This window comes from Chryseobacterium sp. Leaf404 (genome assembly GCF_001424145.1).
Taxonomy (GTDB): Bacteria; Bacteroidota; Bacteroidia; order Flavobacteriales; family Weeksellaceae; genus Chryseobacterium.
In genome coordinates this window covers 52,985-78,331 of the sequence record NZ_LMQM01000004.1, presented here as the reverse complement: position 1 = coordinate 78,331, position 25,347 = coordinate 52,985, and the positions used below count along the sequence as shown (strand labels likewise).

Genomic DNA, 25,347 nt, shown 5'->3' with positions numbered 1-25,347 from the left:
CGCCAGCTGTAGCTGGAGCAGGAGCAGAACAAACTGCGGGAAGAGGTTAAGCACAAGACCATCGAGCTAGCAACTAAAGCGAAAGATGATGACGACAAAAACAGACTTCTTTACACGCTCAGTGAAAAAATTGTAGAGCTGGAGCAGAATCCCAACATTCTTCAGATTCGTCTGGGAGAGATGAGAAGGCTTCTGAAAACCTATCTTGAGAGCGAAGACAACACGTTCGAAATCCAGATGGATGAGCTGCTTCAGGAGTTTTTCAGGATGATGAAAAAGAAATTTCCTACTCTCTCCATCTACGATTTGAGACTCTGCGCTTATCTCAGAATTGGGCTTACCTCAAAAGAAATGGCAGATATTCTTCACGTTTTACCGTCAAACATCAATGTAAGCAGATCCCGTTTGAGAAAAAGACTTAACCTCCTGCCGGAAGACGATTTGTACGAGTTTTTAATCAATCTGAAATAGCATGCTTTCATAACGAAAGTCTTGCAATTTTCAAAAACCTGTGATGAATGTTGAACTGATGTTTATCTTAAAGTATTCTGCCTTAAATAGTTCTGAACTTTAAAAATTATTTCTTTCGATTTTACAAATAAGGTCTGAATTTTGTATTTTTAGGGCAGAAATCAGTATGTATGAAAAAAATATTCAGTCTAAAATTTTTAATTTATTTTTCTATTTTCAGTATCATTTTGTATTCCTGTAAAAAAGATGAAAAACAAGATGTTTCTAATCCAAAAGACCAACAGGAGATTTCCAAAGAAATCGCTGAGGCTGCCAAAAATCCCGATTCTGTGGAGGTGGAGCCTGTAAAAGAATCTGTTTCACCAATGATTCAGGAGAATGGTTTTTACAGCGGAATTATTTTTCCAAAAGACAAAAAACTCAGAGATTCTATGTACGCAGATTTTGAAAAAAAATACTCTGCAAAAGACCGTTACACAATTTTGGCACTCAACAGACTGGATTCTAAGTTTAAGAGAAGCGCAGATACTCTGGTTATTCCTGCAACCATAGACAGTACTCTGATGGCCTATTCACCATTTCCCATTCAGCTCGATGTTCTAAGCAAGGTGAAAAAATTTGTAATTTTCTCGTACCCAATTCAGGCTTACGGAGTTTATTCTAACGGAAATTTAGTGAAATGGGGACCAACGAGTATGGGTAAAAAAGCAGCACAGACTACAAGGGGGCTTACATTTGCCAATTGGAAGAAAAAGCTGGCGATATCAACTGTCGACAGCGAGTGGAAACTTCCTTACAACTTTAATATCCATAATTCGGGTGGAATAGGATGGCACCAGTATGAGCTTCCAGGATATCCAGCTTCGCATTCATGTTTGAGATTGCTGATGAAGGATGCTCAATGGCTGTATTCCTATGCAGACACGTGGATTTTGAATCCCGGTGGTGCAACTACAAAGGCGAAGGGAACTCCCGTAATGGTTTACGGCGATTACAAATGGGGCGGACAAAAACCCTGGAGAAAACTCCTCACAGATCCTAATGCCAACAATATCTCTGTTGAGGAAATGGAAAAACTTTTAGGCCCACTTGTAGATAAAATGGTGAAAGAGCAGACCAACAGAGACAAAGTTTCAGATTCAATTTCACAGGCAAAATCTATGGAAGCTCAGACTATTCAGGATTCTGGAGAGATTGGTAACTGATCTTTATTCTCAAAAGGCAGGGTAGATTCTTCGGCAAAACGTCTCAGCTTCAGCATTTCATCCTTACCTTTAAATTGTCCGAATCTTGCTGCAGCATATGTTAATGCAATAAAAAACAACATCACAAAAGATAAAGTGAGTGCCCACGGGTACTCATTTGTTTTAATCTGTCTTTCCACATAAAACATCGTGAAAAAAGTCATCCAGGAAATTGAGAAAAGGAAATACATAAACATAAAAAATGTCCATACAGCAGAGCTGGGCCCGAAAACACCTCTCACCAGTGTTCTTTCATCTTCAGTTTCTACCCTTAAGGCGAGCTGAGGTTTCCAGTAATTGTCATCTTCGGTTTTTACGCAGATGGTGGCTACTTCTTTGTTGATATTCCCCTCAAATTCCTGAGAATGGGAAGCCATGAATTGTTTAAGATTTTCTGCATATTCTTCTTTAGAAAGAACGCTGAACATTTTAAATCTCGGCCTGTTTCTGATCTTATCTAAGGTGGTTTCTTCTGTATTCATATTATTCCTGATAGGGTATTGGGTCTTCTAAAATAAACCTGATTTTCATGGGTTTGAACTTCCTTTCAATTTCCATTTCTATGGCCCGTCCTTCATCAGATTTCATAAGATCTACGATTTTCTGTAAAGTCATGTCAGTAGTTTTCTTACCGTTGATTTTTATGAGAAGATCATCTTTTTGCAGTCCTGCAAGTGCCCCCGGTGAATCTTTTCTGACGCCGGCAACTGAAAAAATGGGCTTCAGCACAAATTTGTACTGCAGTGTATTGGCAATTACTTCTGTACTTTGAAGATCCATACTTTTTTTGGCTTCCACACGCATCAAATCCTGTTCCCATTGCATACCGTCCTGTTTAAAATCAATTCCACTCATGTTAAAATGGAAGGGGTCATTAAAGTTCCGGTTTTTTTTCAGGTAAAGTTTTTCGTTTTTGTAATCAAATGCCAATGTAAATCTACGCAGAATTTCGCTTCCAATGGAACCTTTCCGGTCTTTTACAAGATTTAAATTTTGAATAGAGTACTCGTCAGGCATCGCAATCAGAGGTTTTTCAAATTTGAATTTACCCAAAGACAGCTGATGAATACGGCTGCGTTTTCCAAAAATATCTCCATTGAAACCTCTGCCCAGATAATCTTCAATATTGGGACGGTTGTAGACAAAATCTTTAATTAATTTTGGGAAAAGCCAGATAGCATCGGTATTTCCAAGGTCTAAAAGAAGTTTTGAGCTTTTGGGAGTGTTCGTCATTTCCACATCAGCCAGAATGTAAGGTTTGGATTTTTCTATGGTAATTGGCAGTTCTTCAAATTTTTTTACTTTAGATTTGAAACTTTGATCATCAGAGAAAAGCGTCATTTTTTTTCCTTCATAATCAATGATGATCTGGTGGTTTTTAAAAAACTGATATCCAATAATACCATTCACGGGAATACCGATGTGGGATGAGATATTAAATTCAGGATCTGAAATGATGTAAAAATAAAAATCTTTGTTAAGCAGGTTTTTACCGATTTTGGCAGTGTTTCCTTCAGACTTAAAACCGTCAATACTTCCGCTGGTACCTAAACCTGTGAATGTGGTTTTTTCAAGATTACTGAATTTAATTTCTTTGTTTTCAAGGCTGAAAATTGTGGTTTCGTTTACGCCAGAATCTACAAAAAAGGTGAGCTCCACCCCATTTACTTCAATCTGAATGAAAATTAAATTGTTAATCAGCTTAAACGGAATTGTTACTTTCTTAGGCTGTATCATCTCAAAACTGTTTTGAGCATTAAAGAAAATGCTCACCAACAAAAAGAATAATATGCCGACTGGTTTCATGTAATGAATTTAATAAATATATCGTTTGGTGCCAGAAAAAAACATCTTCAGGAGCTGAAAATGTTTTAATTTAATTGTATTATTCTGTAATTGAGTTATTTAGCGAAAAAATCCATCAGGTCTATATAATTTTTCTGATTGACTCCATGCCCGTTCATATATTCTCGGAAAGAAAAATAACAGCTCAGATCATAGAGCATATCTGCCGCTTTTCTGCCCCATTCTAAAGGGATTATTGCATCATCTGTTCCATGTGAAATAAAAAACCTGAGATTTTCTAATTTCTTCTTTTCTTTTACAATATCAGTGAGTAGTTTTTCTTCCGGATACGTGCTCAACAGGGCAATTTTGTTAAATAATTCAGGATGTTTCAGTGCTAAAGCGTAGGCAAGAATTCCTCCCTGGCTGAAACCGCAGAGATGGGTTTTGCTCTCCGTTAAACCATAGTGATTGATGATGGTCATTATATTTTGAATCAGAACCTGAACCATTTCGTTCGCTTTATCGGTATCTATAAAGTTTTCAGGATTGTTAAAATTGATGTCAAACCACGAAAAACCTTCAAATTCTGTACTTCCCGGAGCTCTGAAGCTTATCAAAATCCAGTCTTTGGGAAGATCTTCTCTGAAACTGAAGAGATCCTGCTCATTACTTCCGTAACCATGCAGCATAAAGAGAATAGGAGTGGAAGGCGATATTTGCTCAGGCTCTCTGACGATGTAATCTAAATTCATAAGGCAAATATAATCAATTATATATTTTTACGTTTATTAAAGAAGATAACCAAAGCGAACATAAAAAAAATTTTTGACGAATTGACAGAGTTTGTATGGTATTCGTGGAAAATTTTCATAAAAGTTATTTTTATATTGATAAAAATCCTATATTTGAATCATTAAAAATTTATCTGGAGAAATGAAGCATTTTTACACATCAAAAAGTTTACTTAAATTTTCTTTTTTATTCCTGTTTGTTTTATCTGTATTTTCTTTGTCTACATCTTGTAAGGAAGATGACGAAGAAGAGTTTACAGATCACCTGGTACAGTTTCAGGTAAAAGGATTAAAAGGCGGTGCACCGGCAGGAACCGAAAAAGTGGTTATCAAAACTATTGTTACTCAGGTGGGTACAAGTCAGGATACAAAGTTTGATCCTGTGCAGCCGGGAGTTTTAAGCTGGCAGAGCGAAGAGTTTTTCGTAAATTCAAGTCAGGCGCAGCTTAATCTTGATGCCAATGCCATTTTACCAAACAGTGATTCAGAATTAAGCGTTACTATTTTAGTGGATGGTGAAGTAGCTGTTACCAAAAAAGTAGTGGGATCCGGAAACAAAAACGTTTCTGTAGATTTCAGTTTCTTAGAATTATAAGTTTCAGATTTTCATTTTAAACCTGAAGACATAAAAAAACCGCCTGCTGGCGGTTTTTTCGTTTTGATATCATAATGCTTTTACAATAAAATAATTTTTCTTTCCTTTTTGAAGCAATAAAAACTTTCCGTCAATTAAATCGTTTTCTGAAGCAGTGTACAGATCATCAATTTTATTTTTATTTACAGAAATAGAATTTCCTTTAATTTCTCTCGTCGCTTCACTTTTAGATTTTAAAAATCCTGATTTCTCAGATAATAAATCAATAATGTTTACGCCGATCACTTCAGATTTAGCAATTTCTTTTTGGGGAACGCCGTCAAATATTTCCAGAAAAGTTTCTTCGTCAAGACTTACCAAATCTTCTGCAGTAGATCTTCCGAAAAGAATTTCTGATGCTTTTACAGCTTTTTCATATTCTTCTTTTCCGTGAACCCAAACCGTAACTTCTTCAGCTAATTTTTTCTGAAGCTTTCTTTCGTGTGGTGCAGTTTTATGATCTTCGATTAATTCTTCAATTTCTTCTTTTGGTAAAAAAGTATAGAATTTGATAAATCTTTCCGCATCGGTATCAGTTGCATTCAGCCAAAACTGGTAGAATTTGTATGGTGAAGTTTTCTTTTTATCAAGCCAATAGTTTTCGCCACTTTCAGATTTCCCAAATTTAGAACCGTCAGCTTTTGTAATCAACGGGACTGTAAGTGCAAAGGCTGTTCCCTGCGCTTTTCTTCTGATCAATTCAGTTCCTGTGGTAATATTTCCCCACTGGTCTGAACCGCCCATCTGAAGCTTCACTCCGTTGTTTTGGTACAAATGCAGAAAGTCGTAACCCTGAATTAACTGGTATGTAAATTCTGTAAAGCTCATTCCGTCAACGCCAGCATCTCCAGAAAGTCTTTTCTTTACGGAATCTTTTGCCATCATGTAATTTACTGTGATGTTTTTCCCCACATTTTTTGCAAAATCAAGGAATGAAATATTTTTCATCCAGTCGTAATTGTTCACCAGTTCGGCTTTATTGGCTTCGCTTCCGTCAAAATTCAGGAATCTTCCAAGCTGATTTTTTAGGCAGTCTACATAGTGAAGAAGAGTTTCTTCATCCAGTAAATTTCTTTCCGCAGATTTCCCAGATGGGTCACCAATCATCCCTGTAGCTCCACCTACCAAAGCAATTGGCTTGTGACCGTGCTGCTGGAAGTGAGCCAGAATTTTGATCTGAATAAGACTCCCAATATGCAAAGAATCTGCGGTAGGATCAAACCCGATATAAGCAGTCGTCATTTCCTTATCAAGTTGCTCATCCGTTCCGGGCATCATGTCTGAAAAAAGACCGCGCCATTTCAATTCTTCAATAAAAGAGTTCATTATTTTCGGGTTTAAAATTTAATTGGCAAAGATAGAAAATTTAGAGTTTAAGGTTTAGAGTTTGATGTTTAAAGTTTTGAGTTTAAAATTAAAATCATTTATATTTGTTAGTAATGAACGACGAACAACTATTTCAGCTCATTTCCAAAGCCAACGATAAAGATCAGAAGGCTCAGACGAGGCTCATCAACATTTTTTGGGTTGATGTTTTTTCTTTTGTGATGAAAAAAGTGAGGGATGAAAACGATGCCGATGAGATCACAGTTAATGTTTTCTCTAAAGTTCTGTCGAAACTGGATATGTATGATCCTCATTTTCAGTTTAAAACATGGGTTTTAACGATTGCCCAAAACACCATCATCGATTTTTGGAGAAAGAAAGCCCGTGAAAACCATGATACCACTGAAAATTTGGATGAAGTAAAAAATCAGTTCGCCAAATCGCCGGAAGAGTTGATGATCTCTGATGAAGAGCAGATGAAAATCATTAAAACCATAGAATCTCTCGACAAAAATTATCAGGATATTTTAAGGCTTAGATTTTTTGAAGAAAAAAGCATCAAAGAAATTGCAGATGAACTGGGAATCTCTGTTGCCAATACCAAAGTGAGAGTGATGCGGGCTAAAAAGGTTTTGGCAGAACTGCTGAAAAATAATGATTTTGAAGAATAATATTTTGTAATGAATTTAGAAATTAAAAAATCTGAAATTTCCGCTGAAGGGTTCGCAGTAATCAACAATGTATTTTCTGAGGATGAAATTGAAAAAATAAGTGAAATCATTCGAAATATTGACACTTCGAAAGAAACGTTCAGAAAATCGGAAGACCTTTTTGCAATCAGGCAGTTTTTAAAAGAAATTCCGGAGATTGAAAATTTGATTTTTAATGAAAATTTAAAAACAATCATCAAAGAAATTTTTGGCGGAAATTATTTTGTAGTCAAAAGTATTTACTTCGATAAACCTGAAAAATCAAACTGGTACGTTGCTTATCATCAAGATTTGACCATTTCTGTAGATAAAAAAGTCGAATTGGAAAATTTCGGACCGTGGACAACAAAACAGAATCAGTTTGCTGTTCAGCCACCTTTAGAGATTCTTGAAAATATTTTTACGATCAGAATTCACTTAGATGATACTGATGAAAATAACGGAGCTATAAAAGTTGTCCCGAAATCCCATTCAAAAGGAATTTACAGACCAGAAACGATTGACTGGAATTTGGAAGCCGAAAATATCTGCAACGTAGAAAAAGGCGGAGTTATGATTATGAAACCATTGCTTCTTCACGGTTCAAACCGTACAACGAACGGAAAAAAGAGAAGAGTGATTCATATTGAGTTTTCTGATAGAGAATTGCCGGATGAATTAAATTGGTCGGAGAGGATGAATTAATGTCACATTTACAGTTTGTTTGTCATTCCGTAGGAATCTCCACCGAATAATCGTAATACCGCTTAGATTCCTACGGAATGACAAAGTTTGTGTTTTTTTCTTGTTTTTAATAGATATATTAACAAAAAAACCTCTTCCAAATCGAAAGAGGTTTCATCATTTTAAATGCAAATTTGCTATTTCACGGAAATCTCATCCACAAAAATATAAGCTTCACCACCTGCACCCTGATGCCACTCGGGAAGTTTTCCGAAATGATAAGCTTTTACTTTCAGGTAACGTGCTTCGGTAGGGAGAATTTCAGTTGAGAAATTTTTTACCTGAACGGTTTCATCTTTGGCATCGATGTTATTTTCCAGTGTTTTCAATAAAATGAAAGTTTTCCCATCCATTGAAGCGTAATATTCTACTTTTTTAGGCATTAAAATCCAAGCACGGCTGTCCTGCAGGTAGGTTGAAGAGATCTGTCTCATCTGCTGCGGAGATTTAAAATCGATAATCGCTTCTACAGTTTGCCCCTGATAACCCTGCCATTCGCCTTTTCTCCAGTTCACATCGCCGTTTATTCCGTCGATGATGGCGAGTTTTCCACCCGCTGTATACTGCGGATTTGCCGTTGCATTAATCGTTACATCCCAGTGATTCGGGCGTCTGTTGAAATTGGATGTTGTAATTCCGCTTTTCTCGCCATTTCTTTCTGCGTATGCAGAAACGGTGGTGGTTTTGCTGATGGTGAAAGGTTCTTTATAGACTTTGAAAGTTTTTCTCACATTTTTATCATCGTCATCCAAAGTCATGTAATAAATTTTATCTTTTCCATTCAAAGGCGTGATTTTAACCTGAGTAGAGAAGTCAAACAACCTATCTGCAGCGATGACCGGTGAAGCAGTCTGTACAGGGTATTTTAGATCTTTTGCAGCTTTGACATTTTCAAAACCTAACTTTTTAAGCTCATTTTTCGGAGTGTTTTTGGTAATAATTCTCGTTGTACCGTCTTCCAAATGTAATTTAATTTCATCAAAAAAAGGAGTAACAGTTTCCCATTCAGGTTTTCCCGGAGTAACGGAGTAAATTCCCATTGCGCTTAAAATATACCAGGCGCTCATCTGTCCGCAATCTTCGTTTCCAATTAAACCATCAGGCGCATTTTTATAGAAATTATCAAGAATATATTTGATTTTTTCTTCCGTTTTCTGCGGTTTATCAACAAAATTATAAAGATAAGCGATATGGTGACTTGGCTCATTTCCCTGTGCATATTGTCCCATCAAACCTGTAATATCCACCTGTTCTCTGCCAGTAGTTTTGTCTGAAGCTGCGAAAATAGCATCAATAAACTGTTCAAATTTTTCTTTTCCGCCATGCGCCTGAATCAATCCCGGAATATCCTGCTGAACAGAGTAGGAGTAATGCCATGAATTTCCTTCTGTATAGTTGTTGTTGACTTCATTGGGGTCAAAAGGTTCGTACCAGTTTCCGTTCTTTCGAGCCTGCATAAAACCGTTGTTTGGATTGTATAGATTTTTCCAGTTTTGAGAACGTTTCATGAAATATTCGTATTCGTCTTTTTTATTTAAAATTTTCGCCATTTGAGCGATGCACCAGTCGTCATAAGCGTATTCAAGAGTTTTTGAAACACTTTCATGCTCATCATCAATGCTGATGTAGTTTTTCTGTTTGTAAGCATTTAAACCAAAAATATCCTGCATCGCCGAATTTTTGGATGCTTCGAAAGCTTTTTCATAATCAAAACCTTTAATTCCTTTTGCCATCGCATCAGCAATTACAGAAACGCCGTGGTAACCGATCATACATTCGGTTTCATTGGATGCCATTTCCCAAACCGGAATTCTGCCACCTTGTTCACGTTGTTTGATGAAAGTATTAACGAAATCTGCCGTTCTCTTTCTGTCGATTAAAGTCATAAGAGGATGTGCTCCTCTAAAAGTATCCCAAAGCGAGAAAACAGAATAATATCCAAAATCTTTCGCCATGTAAAACTTGTTGTCTCTTCCACGGTATTTCCCGTCAGCATCCATATTAATGTTGGGTTGCGTGAAAACGTGGTATAAAGCGGTGTAGAAAACCGTCAGTTTGTCTTTGTCGGCAGATTTTACTTCAATTTTAGATAGTTCTTTGTTCCAATCTGCAACTGCTTGATTTTGAATTTCGTTAAAATCATTCGATTTTCCTTCAGCAAGCATATTTTTTCCGGCACCTTCGTAGTCTGTCGGAGAAATTGAAACTTTTACAAGAATTTTTTCTCCTTTTTTTACTTTATTAGAAAATGCAATTTGGATTTCATCTCCTTTTATAATGCTTTCAGGTGTAGAAGTTCCTCTTTCGCTAGGTTTTACGAAGTGTTCTTTAGATCTTAACATCGGTTTTGATAACTCGATTCTAGCATAGATGTATTGATTCTTTGCCCAAGCTTCACTTCTCCTGAAAACTTCAATCGTTTTATCATCAATGATTTTTACTTCACCTTCCAGCAATTTATCTCTGTGATTTAAATCTAAAATAATATTCGCTGTTCCGGCTTTGTTAAAAGTATACTCATGATATCCAACTCTTTTTGTCGTTGTTAGACGGACATCAATGTCGTGTTTGTCTAATTTAACCGAATAAAATCCAGCCGCTGCTTTTTCGTTTTTATGAGAAAATTTTGAAGAATATTCTTTTGGTGTCAAACCCGGATTTCCCATTGTCGGCATTAGCATAATGTCTCCGTAATCCGAAACTCCGGTTCCGTTTAAGTGGGTATGAGAAAATCCGTAAATCACCGAATCGGAATAATGATAACCGCTGCAGCCGTCCCAGCTGCCGTCAATTCTGGTGTCGGGAGAAAGCTGAACCATCCCAAAAGGTACGATCGCTCCAGGAAAAGTATGACCGTGACCGCCTGTTCCAATGAAAGGATTCACGTATTGCGAATAGTTTTGTGAAAATAAATTATGACTAATCAATCCGATAAGGATCAAGATTATCTTTTTCATGGTGTAAAATTAAAATCGCCCTAAAATACACAAATTTTGCCTTTACAAAAGAATTTATCTATGAGTCTGTTTATTGATTCCAAATAGCTAAAATTTCCCTAAATTTGTGGTCAATTTTTATTTTTATGTTGACGAAAGAAAAGATTCAGGATTTCCTTAAAGAAATTGAAGTGGATGACTTAGTGTCGAATTTTCAATTGATGGGGAATGATGTTTATATAGATATGACAGCGCATTCACCGGCAATGCACGAAAAGAAGAAGCTTGAAGCAGCAATGAAACAGGCATTCGCAAGCGAATTTGGAGAAGAAATTAATTTAAAACTTAAAATCGTTTCTCCGGAACCAAGCGAAGTTCAGCTGAGCCAGATCAAAGGAAAACAAATCCCTGGAATTCAAAATATTATCGCCATCGCGTCCGGAAAGGGTGGGGTTGGTAAGTCTACGGTTGCTGCGAATCTTGCCGTAACTTTAGCAAAAATGGGTTTTAAAGTTGGGATTTTAGATGCCGATATTTACGGACCGTCTGTTCCTACGATGTTTGATACAGAAGGTCAAAAGCCGATTTCTGTAGAAATTGACGGGAAAAATTTGATGAAACCTATCGAAAACTACGGTGTGAAAATGCTTTCCATCGGATATTTTTCAGGAGCCAATCAAGCGGTAGTTTGGAGAGGCCCGATGGCTTCAAAAGCGTTGAACCAGATGATCAGAGATGCAGCCTGGGGAGAATTGGATTTCTTATTAATCGACCTTCCTCCTGGAACTGGTGATATTCATTTGTCAATTATTCAGGAAGTTCCGGTAACGGGAGCGGTGATTGTAAGTACACCTCAACACGTTGCTTTGGCGGACGTTAGAAAAGGAATTGCAATGTTCAATATGGAAAGTATCAACATTCCGGTTCTTGGACTGATAGAAAATATGGCTTATTTTACGCCGGAAGAACTACCTGACAATAAATATTATATCTTTGGAAATCAGGGAGCACAATATCTGGCGGATGATTTAAACATTCCTGTGTTGGGAGAAATTCCTTTAATTCAGAGCATCAGAGAGGCGGGAGATGTAGGAAGACCTGCAGCACTTCAGGAAAACTCAAAGATTGCTGAGATTTATACAGAAACGGCAAGAAAAATGGTAGAGAGTCTGGTAGAAAGAAACAAATTTTTACCGCCAACAGAAGCCGTGAAAATCACGACAATGGCAGGTTGCTCACCAAAAAATAAATAATGATTTCAAATTAGATTTTGAAAAACCAAATACAGATATGGAGACAAATATAGCACACGAACAAACTGTAACCAAGGTAATGGAAGCTCTTGAAAGCATTCGTCCGTTTTTGAACAAAGATGGCGGCGATATCGAGCTTTTGGATGTGAAAGACAATACTGTTTTTGTAAAACTTTTAGGAAACTGTTCAGGTTGCTCTCTTAATTTCTCAACATTGAAGTTAGGGGTAGAAAATACCATCAGACAGCATGCTCCCGAAATTGAAAAGGTAGTAAATGTAGAGTAAAAAATACGACGATATATTTTTTGAAGACAGACTTTTGAGATCTGTCTTTTTTGATTAAATGCAAAATTTTAAATTGTATATCAATCAGAATCTTTATTTTTATAGAAGTTATATTCTAACTAATCTCAAACAATAATGCATCTACCAAAGCAAAATAATTTGAATGATCTTATTGAGAATTCTTATAGTAATAATTTCGGAATAGATTTAAAGAAAATTCACCGTTCAAAAAAGCCTCAATATGGAAATGAGAAGAAGCTCATTAAAGAGATAAACGAAAACAGAAGGATTGTATTTCAAGATGGAATTAGCAAAGAGTTCGAATTAATAAATTATAATGGTCTGAATTATTTAGTAGGTGACCATACAGCTTATCCATGCTCAGATATTATCAGGATTGGAAATGGGCTGAATTGGGTTATGTGCTTTGCTTTACCAAATAACAACAAAATTATTGGAGAGACCGATATTAGAAAATCTGGGATAATTCTTCATTATTTTTCCGAAATTATAACAAAATTTAAAAGAGAGGATGAATTTAAACACTTCCTGCAAGCTGTTGAGTTCTCATTTTCTGAAAATGGTTGGTTTAATAAAAATAACTTTGTTCTAAATCACTACCGAAATGTAAAATTTTGGAACAAAAGAGAAAAGATTGATAAGATTTTTGGTGAAGGCTTAGTCTCACCTAGAAAATATTTGACGTATGTTCTTTTTAAGAAAGAGAATTTAAAAACCGAAAAAATTATTCATTCACTTTTGCGTAGTTTGTCATATGGTACAAAAGCAGTAATTAGTAATGAAGAATTTATATCTTTTTTAGGTCAATTAAACTTTGAAGAAATAGAAGAATTTTTTTGCTTAGATTACTTACGTATTCATACTAAAATTGACAAGATTTCCTATACTTTGTTGGGTGATATGTTAGTCATTAATTCTGAACATACAAGAAAATATGCCGATTGGGACAAGAAAATTTACAGCCCTGACGAGATTAAAAATGTTTTTTATTCTCGTTTGAAGAACAATTATAGAAGTTTGGAGAATCATATTCGTCAAGAAAAAGGTTTTGACGAAGTTGGAAGTTATGTTATGGAGAAACATTTGCTGAATCTTCTTACAGTTGAATTTCCTCTGTACACAATTATTAGCCAACATTCTCCAAAATGGCTAAGTGGACAACGGTTTGATATTTTTATTGAAGAATTAAATATTGCAATTGAATATAATGGTATTCAACATTTTGAACCAATAGATTTTTTTGGTGGAACTGAAGGTTTAGCAAGAACACAATTTTTAGATAATCAAAAACGAGAAAAATCTTTAGAAAATGGAGTGAAAATATTTAATATCAATTACAATCAAGATTTCAATGAAAGTTTTTCAAAGCTACTTATTTTACTTAAAAATTTATAAAACTTCAACCTGTTCAAAATTAATTTGCAGACTAATGATAACCTTGACAAGGTTAAAAAAGCCCCGAAAAATTCCGAGGCTTGAAAGTGTAAATTATTAAGTAAAAAAAATTATTTCACGATGAATCTCTTCACTTCGCCTTCTGAAGTTTTCAGTAAATAAACTCCGGTGTTGAGTCTTGAAGTGTCGATGGTTAAGGCAGATTTTTCTTTTCCAAGAAGTTTTCCGCTCATGTCGAACAATTCGTAACCCTGAGCTCTGTTGAAGTATAAAGTTGCGCCTTGTTTTACAGGATTCGGGAAGATGTTGAACGTTGTTTTTTCAGGTTTTACTTCTCCCGTTGCTAGCGTTGGCGAAAGGGCAACTTCGTACATCGACAAAGTTCCGCTGATCTCGTTGGCAACGATGACGTAACCTTTGCCGTTATTCATATTTGCAGACGGAATGTAAGTAATCCCTTCCGGACCGTTGTCTCCACCAAATGCAGAAGTTGATCTTGAATGTTTGTAATCCACAAAAGTTACGTTGTTCGGGTCTGTTACATTATAGACCATCACACCTCCGGTTCTTTCCAAAGTGATGAATGCGAAAGTTTGCGTTCCGATGATTCCTAAAGTTACGCCTTCCGGTTCAGGACCTTTTGCACGACTTCGGCTTTTTGCACCGTTGGCTTCGTTGTCTGCATTGAAAATCAAAGGATGGTAAGCTGCAGTGTGTCTTTCAAACTGATCTCCACTGTCATAAACCAACTGTTTAGTATCTGTATTGAAAATTGAGAATGATCTTGCTCCCAAAGCATGGATTTCTTCAAAATCTGCGTCTCCATCGGTATTTCCGTTTACATTGGTCACTCTGAATCTTCCTAAGTTATGAGAAGCTTTTAAAATCGAAGCATTCGGGAAAATCGTTGAATCTAAACCATATCCATTGGCTCCAACCGTTGTTCTTTCACTGAATCCGCCTAAATCTTTTTCGTCTCCTTCGTTTGCAGTAACCAGATAATTGGTATTGCCGATTTTATAAGATGCCATCGCATCAGGATTATAATACGCTTTCACAGGCCAGTTGGCAATCAAAACTTCGCCATTGTTGTCTGAAGCGTCGAAGCCGTTTCCTGGAAGGCTCATGTCTTTTTTACCTAATCCCCAAATGCCGGTTAATGCTTTTGTCGCTAAATTAACCTCAATGATCGAATTGTTTTCCTGACAGGATACCCAAGCTTTCTGGCTGTCCGGGCTAATCGCAATGTATTCAGGTTCTAAATCCTGCGCCAAAGTACTGGTCGACTTTACTTTTCTTCCTCCGGTTGTCGCTAAAGTAGCTTCCATTCCGTTAAACTGAGTGAATCCAAGCGTCGTTACATTGGTTTGCGTTAAAGCCTGAATTCCTGCAACCGTTAAAGTCGGAACATCAATAATACTGATTGAACCTTCAGGATCAACCGTGTACGCATCGTTCGGTTCGCCCTCGTTTGCGGTCATTACTTTTGTTCCGTCTGGCGTGAACGTAATCATATCCGGTAAAACGCCAACGTTAAGCTGTTTCAAAAACACTCCATTAATGTCGAAAAACACAACCGAACCATTTCCTTGTGGATTTGTTCCGTTCGGAGAGGCAACTGCGATAATTCCGTTCTTTACAGCGATGCTTGTAATTCCACCGTAAGGAGCCATGTTAACAGTCTGGATAACCGTTGGTGTGGTCGGATTTGAAAAATTAATAATGTCAAAAACATCCGTTAAAGAACTTATGGTAAACAGTCTTTGAGTAGCCGCGTCGTGAACTACGATTTCAGTCGAACTTGTACTGTTTCCTGATGGATCAAAACTTCCGATATAATTTAATTGAATCTGATTGGATGCCACTGGCGCCACTTTATCATTGTCAATAATATAAACAGTAGAATTGGCATCTCCAGTAATCGTTGCACCTACAGGATTTTCAAGTCCGACAACAAAATATTCTGCCTGCTGTTCTTCCAAAGTATCATCGATGATCGGAATGTTTACCGTAACGCTCGTCGTAGAAGGTGTAATGTTAATCGTTTGATTCGCCAAAGTAAAATCACTGCTGTTCGCGGTGTTGAAAGAAGCTGGTTTTACAACTAAATTTACAGTTGCGTTTGAAGGATTTGTAACATTGATTTTAAATGCTAAAGTTCCTGCATTTTCATTGACCTTAATTAAGTTTTTCTCCAAAGCAATGCTTGTTCCTGCAGTAGTGAAAGTACTTGAAGTAGTCGCTGTTACAGCGTTGTCGCTTGTATCTTCAACTAAGTTTGGTTTTAAAGCCAAATAATAAGCCTGATTCGGAACCAAACCAGCGGTCGGAATTACCGTAATTGCGTTATTAGAAAAAGTTGTAGTAAAAGGAACCACAGCTCCGCTTGCGTTGTTTAATCTTAATTCAACCAAACTCTGAGCGTTGGCAGCAGTAATTGCAGAATTGTCGATTAATCTTACGTTTTCGTTGAACGTGATTGTAGGATTTACCGTTGTAGAAGCGTTGTTTATATTGTTTGCAGGCAGATAGACAACAGTTGGTGGAGTAGTGTCAACACTTCCGGCCGGAGTGGCATCTACCGTAAAATTATCAAATCTGTTGTTTCCAACAGCACCGCCTGCACCTTGTGCGAATTCTACTTTTAGTTTGAAATTAGGATTATTTGAAACTCCCGCAACTGCAGAAAAATCAAATGTAATCAATTGCGGATTGGCATCCTGTGAAGTTACCGTCTGATAAGGAACAAAAGTAGTTCCGTCTAAAGAATAAAACCAGTTCTGATTTCCTGCTCCCGATCCCGAACGTCTCGTTGTAAATTTTACAACAACATTATTGTAACCTGTCGTAGGCAAAAGAAATTGTACATTTCCATTGATTGGATAATTGTATCTTAAATGTGTTCCGGAAGCGTCTCCGTTTCTGGCGTTTAAATTTTCAATATTGAAATTTTGGTTGACACCATTTGCAAAATCAATAAAAGTATCTGTGCTTCCTGTTCCTGTAGAAACTGCTGTGATGGAGCCATTCAGAAGTGATGTAGTGGGAGTGGTGATTGCTGCCACGGATGTACTGTTATTAAAATTCCAGTAATGAACCAAAGTGCTCTGTCCCGAAACTGAACCGTAAAATAATGCGGCAATAGGCAGTAAACCTCTCAAAAGGTATTTGTTCTTCATTTTTACAATTTATTATTTGTGCAAAAATGAACGTTACAGGTTGTGAGGGTTTTACGGGAAGGTTATGAAATGGTTAAATGTTTTGTTAGAAATCAGCTGTGAATTTAAATATTTGTTAACTATTGCAGGTTAAAAATTTCAACTAAACTTTAGCTTTTCTAATTTGCGATTTTCTCGGAAATTTATTTAAAATTATGAAATATATTAGGTCAAGATTATCTACAATGTATGATCGTAAAATTTTGATTTTAAAAATTCTACCTTTTTTATATCACAACCAAAAACAAATGTTCTGAAAACAGGTTTGTCAGAGAATGGAATTGTATCTTGAAAATACTCAATTTTTAAATTATCTAAAATTTCTGCGAGTTGATTACTGTCAATTTCGCTGTTTCCAAAACCAATACAATTAGCCTTTGCCCATTTGTCTAATTTTATTTGATTGAAAGCATATTCTACAATATCACTCTCCGACTTGAAATATTTTAAATACTCTTTTTTGTTATAGTCGGTATAATACCAAATGAATTTTTCACCTGATTTTTCAATTCCGAAACCTTCAGAAATTGCATTTTGAGATATTGAGTAACCACGAAAGTTGTAACAATTTTCTTCCATCCACAATCGAAGCTCTTTTTGTGTTTTAGGAATTTTATTATTTTTAAGCATATCCTCAGAATTTTTTTCTTTGTTATCCATTCGTAGATATCACGAATTAATCTATTCTCAGAGAAAATTCAGACTTAAATATAGTAGACTTTTAAATATTGATTCAATTACCATTCCCTCCAAGCTTCAGTTATATCTTCTTCAGGTTTATTATAACCTTTTTTGCTGCTTTCTAAAATAATGATTTCAGCAATTTGTTCACGTTCGGATGTTTCGATAAGCTCAAAATCGCATTTTTCATTAAGTTTATTGAGTTTTTCAACGGTAATTTTTACGATTTCCATTCCTTCATCTTTCGATCCGGAATTTGATATTTCTGAAACATAATTATTTAGAATCTTTGCACATTCTTCAACATCAATTTTGGTGTAAGAAGGATTTGCGATTTCCATATATTCCAGCATTGAATTTTTGAGAATAGAAATATTATCTTCTTCTTTTTGCATCATTGTGGATTTTTTACTTTCTATTTTACCTGGTGATGATATCGAATCATTCTTTTTCATTTCGCAAGAAAGTGCAACAAATAGGAATGCCAATACAAAAGTGGTAATTTCGATTTTCATAAAATGAGATTATTTGCTAAAATAAACTTCACCTTCAAATACATCTTCATACACATTATCAATATGTTCAAAGCCTGTATTGCAATGCCATTCACCTTTGAAAATAAAAGAGATGTAATTTTCTATGAAAGGTCTTGATTTTTTATACATTTGCGGATGTTTAAATTCCTGCCAGATTTTAAGATAGTCGTTATCTTGAGGGATGTAATTATCAAATGATATGTCTGAGTTTAAATGCTTCAAGACTTCGTTATTACTTAATCCGTTGCTTAGCATATCAGATGATGACATCGGAATAAATTCACAGTCATTTGGATTATATACTGTTTTTCTCAGTAATTTAGATAAACTCCATCTTACACGGGTTTCCTCATATTCATTTTTAGTGAGCTTGATTCTATTTTTCCTGATATGTTTGTTATGCACAACTGCTAAGGATTGATTAGGAAGATCCTCGTCGGAAATTTTAAAATAAATTGTCGATTGCATAACTAAATTTTAACATCAATTGCTAAGAAAAAAAATAGGTTAGTTTTCCCCCAAAACCCTCTCATAAATATTATGAATCAACCCATCCGCTACAGAAATTTTCGGAACAAAAATCTTGTTGATATCTGCCCAATGCATTACAAAATTGTAGATTTTCAGGGCGTGCACCAAAACATCCGCTCTGTCCTGTCTGAATCCGTATTTGGTCATTCTTTCCTCAACCGTTAGGTCGTTGAATTCTTTATAAGCCTTCTTCAGATAAGCGATGGACATGGGTTTTCCATCTTTGGTTTTGCTCATGGAGAACACTTTGTTGATGTTTCCGCCGGAACCGATGGCGACAATCTGTTTTTTGCTGCTGATGTTGGCCTTAATTTCCTCTTTCATTTCCTTCCAGTTGTCGTCTGTCACGAGATTGTTAAGAAGTCGGATGGTTCCGATGTTGAACGATTTTTCGTAGACCATTTTGTCATTTTCGTAGAACGTTAATTCGGTAGAACCACCGCCAACGTCTACATAAAGGTAGGCAAAATCTTTGTCAAGACCTTCTGCAACGTGGTTTTCGTAAACCAAAGTAGCTTCTTCATCACCGGAAATAATTTCGATGGAAAGATCAGCGTAATTTTTTACTTTTTCAATAATCTCCTTGCCGTTTTCAGCATCACGCATTGCACTGGTGGCGCAGGCTCTGTAATGTTCAACTTTATAGACTTTCATCAGGTCACTGAAAATTTTCATTGAATCCAAGACCATTTTTTCACGCTCCTCACCAATTTTTCCAAGGGTGAATACGTCCATTCCCAATCGCAGAGGAATTCGCAGGAGATTTAATTTAATAAATTCCGGTTTCCCGTTTTGAATTTTCACCTCGTTGATTAAAAGTCGGGCTGCATTACTTCCTATGTCTATCGCTGCAATGATCATTTTTAGATTGTATTTTATTGATTTTCAGTTGTTTAATTTAAAATAAAGTAATTTTAAAGTCCGAATTTACAAAAATTAATTTTTAATGGTTGATTTGACGCATTTAAAAGCAATTTCAACCATGGTCTCAAAAATTAAGTTGAATTGAAAATGGAGGCTTCGACAGGCTCAGCCTGACACCGTTTAACTTAGCGTCGTCAAGCTGAGCTTCCCGAAGCGTTGTGATTATGATACTCGTTTCGATGAAATTTTCAAGTCATTTTTCCACCCTCTAGGGTTGGGGAAAAGAAAAATGCCTTGAAAATTTTGCCTAAAATTGATTTAAATAAAGCTTTTTAAGCGGAGAATACTAAATTTTATTTTCCACCCGTTTTCGCCTTCAGATATTTATACGTTTCAATCTGAGAGCGGCATTCTTTTTCATCATTGCTGATGTATTCGTTGCTCAGTTTTTTATCTAAAATTCTTGCTTTTACATTGTCTCTTAACTGAATATCCAAAATATCTTTCAGCTCCTTTTTCAGACCTTTATCCGTAATTTTTGCTGCGGCTTCAATTCTGTAATCCAGATTTCGGTTCATCCAGTCGGCAGACGAAATGTACATATCTTCAGCACCTTTGTTGTAAAAATACATCACTCTGGCATGCTCAAGATACTCATCTACAATGCTGATGGCCTTTATTTTCTGTTTAAACTCTTTCTGATTAATGGCACAGTAAATTCCACGTACAATTACTCTGATGACCACACCGGCTTCTGCCGCTTCATACATTTTCAAAATTAAAGCGCGGTCACTTACAGAATTGGCTTTAATAATCATTTCAGCTTTTCTTCCAGCTTTGGCTTCCTCAATTTCTTTATCGATGTGATGTACGATTTTTTCACGCATAAACTGCGGACAAACCATCAGATTTTTACAGGTTTTCAATACAGGAAGATAATCTTCTTTTGGTTTTTTAAGAACGGTGAAAACTTTGTTGATGTCAGCCATAATTCCGCGGTCTGAGGTCATAATTAAATGATCACCGTAAATTCTTGCAGTTTTCTCGTTAAAGTTTCCGGTGCTCACAAAGCCGTACTGTAAGGTTTTATTGCTTACACGTTTCTTAATGATACACAGTTTTGCGTGAACTTTTTTATTAGGAATTCCTATCAAAACAGTTATTCCTTCGGGCTCAAACATTTCTTTCCATTTCAGGTTTGATTCTTCATCAAATCTCGCCTGCAGTTCCAGCATTACCGTTACATCTTTTCCATTTCTGGCAGCATAAATCAAGGCATTACTGATTTTTGAATTGCTCGCCAAACGGTATGCCGTAATCTGAATAGATTTTACGTCCGGATCCATTGCCGCTTCACGCAGAAGATCAATCACGGGTGTGTAAGTGTGGTATGGGAAACTCAGAAGGACGTCTTTTTTCAAAATAACATCGGTCACTCTTTCGCCGTGTTCAAAAGCCTGATGGGTGAAAGAAGTGCGCTCCACCGGTTTTTTATAGTATTCAAAAACATCAGGGAAGTCCATAAAATGTTTGAAATTATGGATTTTTCCACCGGGAATAATGCTGTCTTTCTTGCTTAAATTCAATTTCCGGATAAGCAGTTCAAGCATCGCTTTGTCCATATCTTTATCGAAAACAAAACGGGTCGGCTTCCCTTTCCGCCTGTTTTTAAGGCCTTTTTCTATTTTTTCTGCAAAGTTGGTTCGGATGTCGTTATCAATATCCATCTCAGCATCTTTTGTCACTTTAAATGAGTTGGCAGAAAACTCGTCGTAGCCAAAATAAGAGAAAATATGTGGTAAATTGAATGTGATTACGTCTTCCAGCAGCATCACATTTTTTTCTTCTGAATCTTCCGTTGGCAGCAGCACAAATCTTCCCACAAAACGCGACGGAATCTCAATAATAGCGTAGTTGCTGTGGTAATGCCAGTCTTTTTTTCTCATGGCAACGCCCAGATACAGACTTTTGTCTCTCATGTAAGGCATTGGCGTATTTTCTTGAAGAAGAATCGGGATTACATTGGATTCTACTACTTCGTCGAAATATTGTCTCACAAACTCTTTCTGTCTGGCCGATAGATTTTTAGAGGTCTTTATAAAAACTTTCTGTTCTGCCATTTCCACCTGAATTTTCTTCCAGGTTTTATCAAAATCAGCCTGTTGGGTGATCACGATTTCATTAATTCTCTGAAGAATTTTTGAAGGTGGCTGATAAAAAGATTCGGCGATTACTTTTTCTTTAAAATCCATCGCACGTTTCAGACCTGCAACTCGTACACGGAAAAATTCATCCAGATTATTTGAAAAGATCCCTAAAAAACGTATTCTGAGGTGTAGAGGCACGTTTTCGTCCATTGCTTCCTGTAAAACTCTTTCGTTAAATGCTAACCAGGTAACATCTCTGGGATTAAAATGTAATGACATATTTGTGTATAAAATTTCTCAAAAATACTAATAAAACCAGTCTTTTTTTTGATTCTTAAGTTAATTCTTAATTAAATTTTTAGTTGAAGAAAAATGTTGTGTAACTGGGATTTTAGCGATGTCACGCTGAGCCCGTCGAAGCGTTTTTAAGTAAACAAATAATTCATTAACTCCAAACAATAAAAATTCAAGTAAAATATTTTGAAAACTTTTAAGCAACTAAAAATTAAATCTAATTCTTTGTCTCTTTTGGGGTTTAAAAACAGCGTTATCACTGTCATTTTAAAACTAGTCCACTTAAAATTTGTCTCAATTTCAATTTAAAGAAACCAAAACTGTCAATTTGTCATAAAAAATCCAATGGTATAAATATTGAGAAAGTGAGAGTGTTATTAGAATTCAAAATTAGAAAAAAATAAATATTATGAGTAAAATAATCGGAATCGATTTAGGTACAACAAACTCTTGCGTTGCAGTAATGGAAGGTAAAGACGCTGTTGTAATCCCTAACGCAGAAGGAAAAAGAACAACGCCGTCTATCGTGGCTTTCACAGAAGACGGAGAAAGAAAAGTAGGAGATCCTGCTAAAAGACAGGCCGTAACTAACCCTACAAAAACGGTATATTCTATCAAAAGATTTATCGGAACTCACTTTAAAGATGATGCTTCTGAGATTTCAAGAGTACCTTACAAAGTGGTAAGCGGACCCAATGATACTGTAAAGGTAAAAATTGACGACAGAGAATATACACCTCAGGAAATTTCTGCAATGACGCTTCAGAAAATGAAGAAAACTGCTGAAGATTACCTTGGTCAGGAAGTAACAAGAGCGGTAATCACTGTTCCTGCTTACTTTAACGATGCGCAGAGACAGGCTACAAAAGAAGCTGGTGAAATCGCAGGTCTTAAAGTAGAAAGAATCATCAATGAGCCTACAGCAGCTGCTTTAGCTTATGGTATGGACAAGTCTCACAAGGATCAGAAGATTGCTGTTTACGATTTAGGTGGTGGTACTTTCGATATCTCTATCCTTGATTTGGGAGATGGTGTTTTCGAAGTATTGTCTACAAACGGAGATACGCACTTAGGAGGTGATGATTTTGATGATGTAATTATCAACTGGATGGCAGACGAATTCAAATCTGAAGAAGGCGTAGATCTTAAAGGTGATGCAATTGCTCTTCAGAGACTGAAAGAAGCGGCTGAAAAGGCAAAAATCGAGTTGTCTTCTTCTCCTCAAACTGAAATCAACCTTCCTTATATTACAGCTACAGCTACAGGTCCTAAGCACCTGGTGAAGACTTTAACTAAAGCTAAATTTGAGCAGTTATCTGATTCTTTGGTAAGACGTTCTATGGAGCCGGTTGCTAAAGCGTTGAAAGATGCAGGTTTAACAGTTTCTGATATCGATGAGGTAATTTTGGTAGGTGGTTCTACAAGAATTCCAATCATTCAGGAAGAGGTTGAAAAATTCTTTGGTAAAAAAGCTTCTAAAGGAGTAAACCCAGACGAGGTTGTTGCTATTGGAGCAGCCATCCAGGGTGGAGTTTTAACAGGAGACGTTACAGACGTTCTTTTATTAGATGTTACGCCACTTTCTTTAGGTATTGAAACGATGGGGTCTGTTTTCACAAAATTAATTGATGCAAACACAACAATCCCAACTAAAAAATCTGAAATTTTCTCTACAGCGTCTGACAATCAGCCTGCTGTAAGCATCAGAGTAGGACAGGGTGAAAGACCAATGTTTAACGACAATAAAGAAATTGGTAAATTTGATTTAACAGATATTCCACCAGCACAGAGAGGAGTTCCTCAGATTGAAGTAACTTTCGATATCGATGCCAACGGAATCCTGAGCGTTTCTGCTAAAGATAAAGGAACTGGTAAAGAGCAGTCTATCAAAATTCAGGCATCTTCAGGTCTTTCTGAAGAAGAAATCGAAAGAATGAAAAAAGAAGCTCAGGAAAACTCTGCTTCTGATGCGAAAAGAAAAGAGGAAGTAGAAATCTTCAACAAAGCTGACGGATTGATCTTCCAGACTGAAAAACAGCTTAAAGAATTTGGTGATAAATTATCTGCAGACAAAAAAGCAGCCATCGAAACTGCTCACGCAGAATTGAAAACTGCTTTCGAAGCTAAAAACGGAGACGAAGTAAAAGCCAAAACTGAAGCTTTAGACGCGGCATGGATGGCAGCATCTGAAGAGATGTACGCTCAGGGTCAGGGAGCTGATGCAGGAGCTCAACAGACTCAAGGTAATGCAAACGGAGCAGAAGATGTTCAGGATGCAGATTTTGAAGAAGTGAAGTAATTATTGATTAGTATTAATTAGTAAAAACATATAAAACCGCTATGGACGAATGTCTGTAGCGGTTTTTCTTTAGGCTGAAATTTTTAAAATTAAAATATTCACCTGTGAAAATCTGGAGAAAAAATCTGAAAAACCGAACCATATTTCAGTATGAAACTTATGTGAATGAAATTCATGAAGGTATGGACTAGACCTGAAGTAAGATTCAGCTGACAGTTTTTATGTCGAATAGAAATCAAAAGGATTTGTCATCAGATAAATTTTTTTTTTATTTTTAAAGAGTATTATTAAAATTAGAACTATTCTGTTTTCATTAAGCGGTATTTCGCGGGAGCATAGTTCGTAGCAGATTTAAAGTATTTTCCAAAATGAGAATTATCCCCGAAGCCCAATTCATAAGATATTTCTGTAACGGATAAAGTAGTGTGAAGCAGCAGTCTCTCAGCCTCCAGAATGACTCTGTTTTTAATGAACTGACCTGCCGGAATATCTAGATTTTCTTTAATCAACACATTGAGATAATTGGCTGTGATATTCAGTTTTGCAGCATATTGGGAAGTGGTTTTTAATTCTTTGAAATGTCGGTTAACCAAATTGCTGAAATCCTCCACTATCTGTTTTTTGTGATCAACAGACCGTTCAATTTTGTTTTTTTTGTCTGAACTGCGGATATATTTTAAAACAAATACTTTGAGCAGGAGACAGATAATTTCTTTTCTTAAAAGTTTACTTTTTAAATACTCTTTCTGAAGCTCTTCAAATGTTCTGCTGAGATCTGCAAAATGTTCTTCAGACAAGATAATATAAGGTGAAACGTAGCTGAGTGCGTTATCACTTTTAATCACTTTATTTCCGGTGTAGACATAATTGTAAAACGACCGTGTAAACATCAGAACAAATCCTACACTGCATCGAATGTTTTTAAAATGGTAAACCTGATTGTAATTGATAAAAAAGAACTTTTGGGGTTTCACATCAAACTCCTGGCGATCGATCATGATTGAACCTTCGGCATTTTCGAAAAGTAAAAAGCTGAAAAACTTATTTTTGAGATGCGAATCCGAATGCATTATATCAGCAAACTCATCAAATCGTATGATCAAAAACTCATTGCGCAGGGCAGAATGGGCTTTGAGTTTGATTAAAGTCAGGGACTGGATATTATGATTCAAAATTTAAAATTTTTGTTTTAAAAACAG

General features: G+C 36.2%; 21 protein-coding genes. 9 read left to right on the top strand and 12 right to left on the bottom strand.

Annotation, left to right across the window (positions count from 1 at the left end):
• Positions 1 to 180 precede the first annotated feature (180 nt).
• Both ASG31_RS05085 and ASG31_RS05080 read left to right on the top strand, forming a co-directional pair.
• Positions 181 to 471 (top strand): helix-turn-helix transcriptional regulator, encoded by a 291-nt coding sequence (locus ASG31_RS05085; RefSeq protein ID WP_056028843.1) that lies wholly within the window; start codon positions 181 to 183, stop codon positions 469 to 471.
• A gap of 170 nt (positions 472 to 641) precedes the next feature.
• A complete protein-coding gene (locus tag ASG31_RS05080; protein WP_056028841.1) occupies positions 642 to 1,676 on the top strand; it encodes a L,D-transpeptidase in 1,035 nt (344 codons plus the stop codon).
• Here the strand turns inward: ASG31_RS05080 and ASG31_RS05075 are convergent.
• The 3 genes from ASG31_RS05075 to ASG31_RS05065 all read right to left on the bottom strand — a co-directional run bounded on the left by ASG31_RS05075 (position 1,649) and on the right by ASG31_RS05065 (position 4,255).
• Positions 1,649 to 2,197, bottom strand: coding sequence for a hypothetical protein (locus ASG31_RS05075; protein ID WP_056028839.1), 549 nt, complete (start codon positions 2,195 to 2,197; stop codon positions 1,649 to 1,651). The two genes, ASG31_RS05080 and ASG31_RS05075, sit on opposite strands and share 28 nt — an antisense overlap.
• Before the next feature lies 1 nt (position 2,198).
• Positions 2,199 to 3,521 (bottom strand): PDZ domain-containing protein, encoded by a 1,323-nt coding sequence (locus ASG31_RS05070; RefSeq protein ID WP_056028837.1) that lies wholly within the window; start codon positions 3,519 to 3,521, stop codon positions 2,199 to 2,201.
• A gap of 95 nt (positions 3,522 to 3,616) precedes the next feature.
• Positions 3,617 to 4,255 (bottom strand): alpha/beta hydrolase, encoded by a 639-nt coding sequence (locus ASG31_RS05065; RefSeq protein WP_056028835.1) that lies wholly within the window; start codon positions 4,253 to 4,255, stop codon positions 3,617 to 3,619.
• A gap of 181 nt (positions 4,256 to 4,436) precedes the next feature.
• On the opposite strand from ASG31_RS05065, the gene ASG31_RS05060 reads away from it, so the two are divergent.
• Positions 4,437 to 4,889 (top strand): hypothetical protein, encoded by a 453-nt coding sequence (locus ASG31_RS05060; protein WP_056028833.1) that lies wholly within the window; start codon positions 4,437 to 4,439, stop codon positions 4,887 to 4,889.
• A 69-nt stretch (positions 4,890 to 4,958) separates the two neighbouring features.
• Here the strand turns inward: ASG31_RS05060 and tyrS are convergent, their stop codons facing one another.
• Positions 4,959 to 6,254, bottom strand: a complete 1,296-nt coding sequence (tyrS, locus tag ASG31_RS05055) for a tyrosine--tRNA ligase (RefSeq protein WP_056028831.1) — start codon at positions 6,252 to 6,254, stop codon at positions 4,959 to 4,961.
• Between the two features lie 113 nt (positions 6,255 to 6,367).
• On the opposite strand from tyrS, the gene ASG31_RS05050 reads away from it, so the two are divergent.
• Complete coding sequence (locus tag ASG31_RS05050) at positions 6,368 to 6,925, top strand: RNA polymerase sigma factor (protein WP_056028829.1); 558 nt, start codon at positions 6,368 to 6,370, stop codon at positions 6,923 to 6,925.
• A 9-nt stretch (positions 6,926 to 6,934) separates the two neighbouring features.
• Entirely contained in the window at positions 6,935 to 7,648 is a 714-nt protein-coding gene (locus tag ASG31_RS05045; protein ID WP_056028827.1) for a phytanoyl-CoA dioxygenase family protein, read from the top strand.
• A gap of 176 nt (positions 7,649 to 7,824) precedes the next feature.
• Here ASG31_RS05045 and ASG31_RS05040 read toward each other — a convergent pair whose 3' ends face one another.
• Entirely contained in the window at positions 7,825 to 10,644 is a 2,820-nt protein-coding gene (locus tag ASG31_RS05040) for a GH92 family glycosyl hydrolase (protein ID WP_056028825.1), read from the bottom strand.
• Positions 10,645 to 10,769: 125 nt separating this feature from the next.
• Here ASG31_RS05040 and ASG31_RS05035 point away from each other — a divergent pair, with 125 nt between their 5' ends.
• The 3 genes from ASG31_RS05035 to ASG31_RS05025 all read left to right on the top strand — a co-directional run bounded on the left by ASG31_RS05035 (position 10,770) and on the right by ASG31_RS05025 (position 13,578).
• Positions 10,770 to 11,876 (top strand): Mrp/NBP35 family ATP-binding protein, encoded by a 1,107-nt coding sequence (locus tag ASG31_RS05035; protein ID WP_056028823.1) that lies wholly within the window; start codon positions 10,770 to 10,772, stop codon positions 11,874 to 11,876.
• A 37-nt stretch (positions 11,877 to 11,913) separates the two neighbouring features.
• Complete coding sequence (locus ASG31_RS05030) at positions 11,914 to 12,162, top strand: NifU family protein (protein ID WP_056028821.1); 249 nt, start codon at positions 11,914 to 11,916, stop codon at positions 12,160 to 12,162.
• 135 nt (positions 12,163 to 12,297) lie between these two features.
• Positions 12,298 to 13,578, top strand: coding sequence for a hypothetical protein (locus ASG31_RS05025; RefSeq protein ID WP_056028819.1), 1,281 nt, complete (start codon positions 12,298 to 12,300; stop codon positions 13,576 to 13,578).
• 110 nt (positions 13,579 to 13,688) lie between these two features.
• On the opposite strand, the gene ASG31_RS05020 is transcribed toward ASG31_RS05025, so the two are convergent.
• The 6 genes from ASG31_RS05020 to ppk1 form a co-directional block, all read right to left on the bottom strand.
• Entirely contained in the window at positions 13,689 to 16,757 is a 3,069-nt protein-coding gene (locus tag ASG31_RS05020) for a choice-of-anchor I family protein (protein ID WP_056028817.1), read from the bottom strand.
• Positions 16,758 to 16,976: 219 nt separating this feature from the next.
• Entirely contained in the window at positions 16,977 to 17,456 is a 480-nt protein-coding gene (locus tag ASG31_RS05015; RefSeq protein ID WP_056028815.1) for a hypothetical protein, read from the bottom strand.
• Positions 17,457 to 17,533: 77 nt separating this feature from the next.
• The gene (locus ASG31_RS05010; RefSeq protein ID WP_056028813.1) at positions 17,534 to 17,992 is read right to left on the bottom strand and encodes a hypothetical protein; all 459 of its coding nucleotides are present in this window, start codon (positions 17,990 to 17,992) and stop codon (positions 17,534 to 17,536) included.
• A 9-nt stretch (positions 17,993 to 18,001) separates the two neighbouring features.
• Positions 18,002 to 18,481 (bottom strand): hypothetical protein, encoded by a 480-nt coding sequence (locus ASG31_RS05005; RefSeq protein ID WP_056028811.1) that lies wholly within the window; start codon positions 18,479 to 18,481, stop codon positions 18,002 to 18,004.
• A 39-nt stretch (positions 18,482 to 18,520) separates the two neighbouring features.
• Positions 18,521 to 19,405, bottom strand: coding sequence for an exopolyphosphatase (locus ASG31_RS05000; protein ID WP_056028809.1), 885 nt, complete (start codon positions 19,403 to 19,405; stop codon positions 18,521 to 18,523).
• A gap of 356 nt (positions 19,406 to 19,761) precedes the next feature.
• Positions 19,762 to 21,834 (bottom strand): polyphosphate kinase 1, encoded by a 2,073-nt coding sequence (gene ppk1 / locus ASG31_RS04995; RefSeq protein WP_056028807.1) that lies wholly within the window; start codon positions 21,832 to 21,834, stop codon positions 19,762 to 19,764.
• A gap of 424 nt (positions 21,835 to 22,258) precedes the next feature.
• Here ppk1 and dnaK point away from each other — a divergent pair, with 424 nt between their 5' ends.
• On the top strand, positions 22,259 to 24,148 hold the full coding sequence (dnaK, locus tag ASG31_RS04990; protein ID WP_056028805.1) for a molecular chaperone DnaK: 1,890 nt from the start codon (positions 22,259 to 22,261) through the stop codon (positions 24,146 to 24,148).
• A 299-nt stretch (positions 24,149 to 24,447) separates the two neighbouring features.
• Here dnaK and ASG31_RS04985 read toward each other — a convergent pair whose 3' ends face one another.
• Positions 24,448 to 25,320 carry a helix-turn-helix domain-containing protein gene (locus tag ASG31_RS04985; RefSeq protein ID WP_131725497.1) on the bottom strand — a complete coding sequence of 291 codons (873 nt, stop codon included), beginning with the start codon at positions 25,318 to 25,320 and terminating at the stop codon, positions 24,448 to 24,450.
• Positions 25,321 to 25,347: the final 27 nt, after the last annotated feature.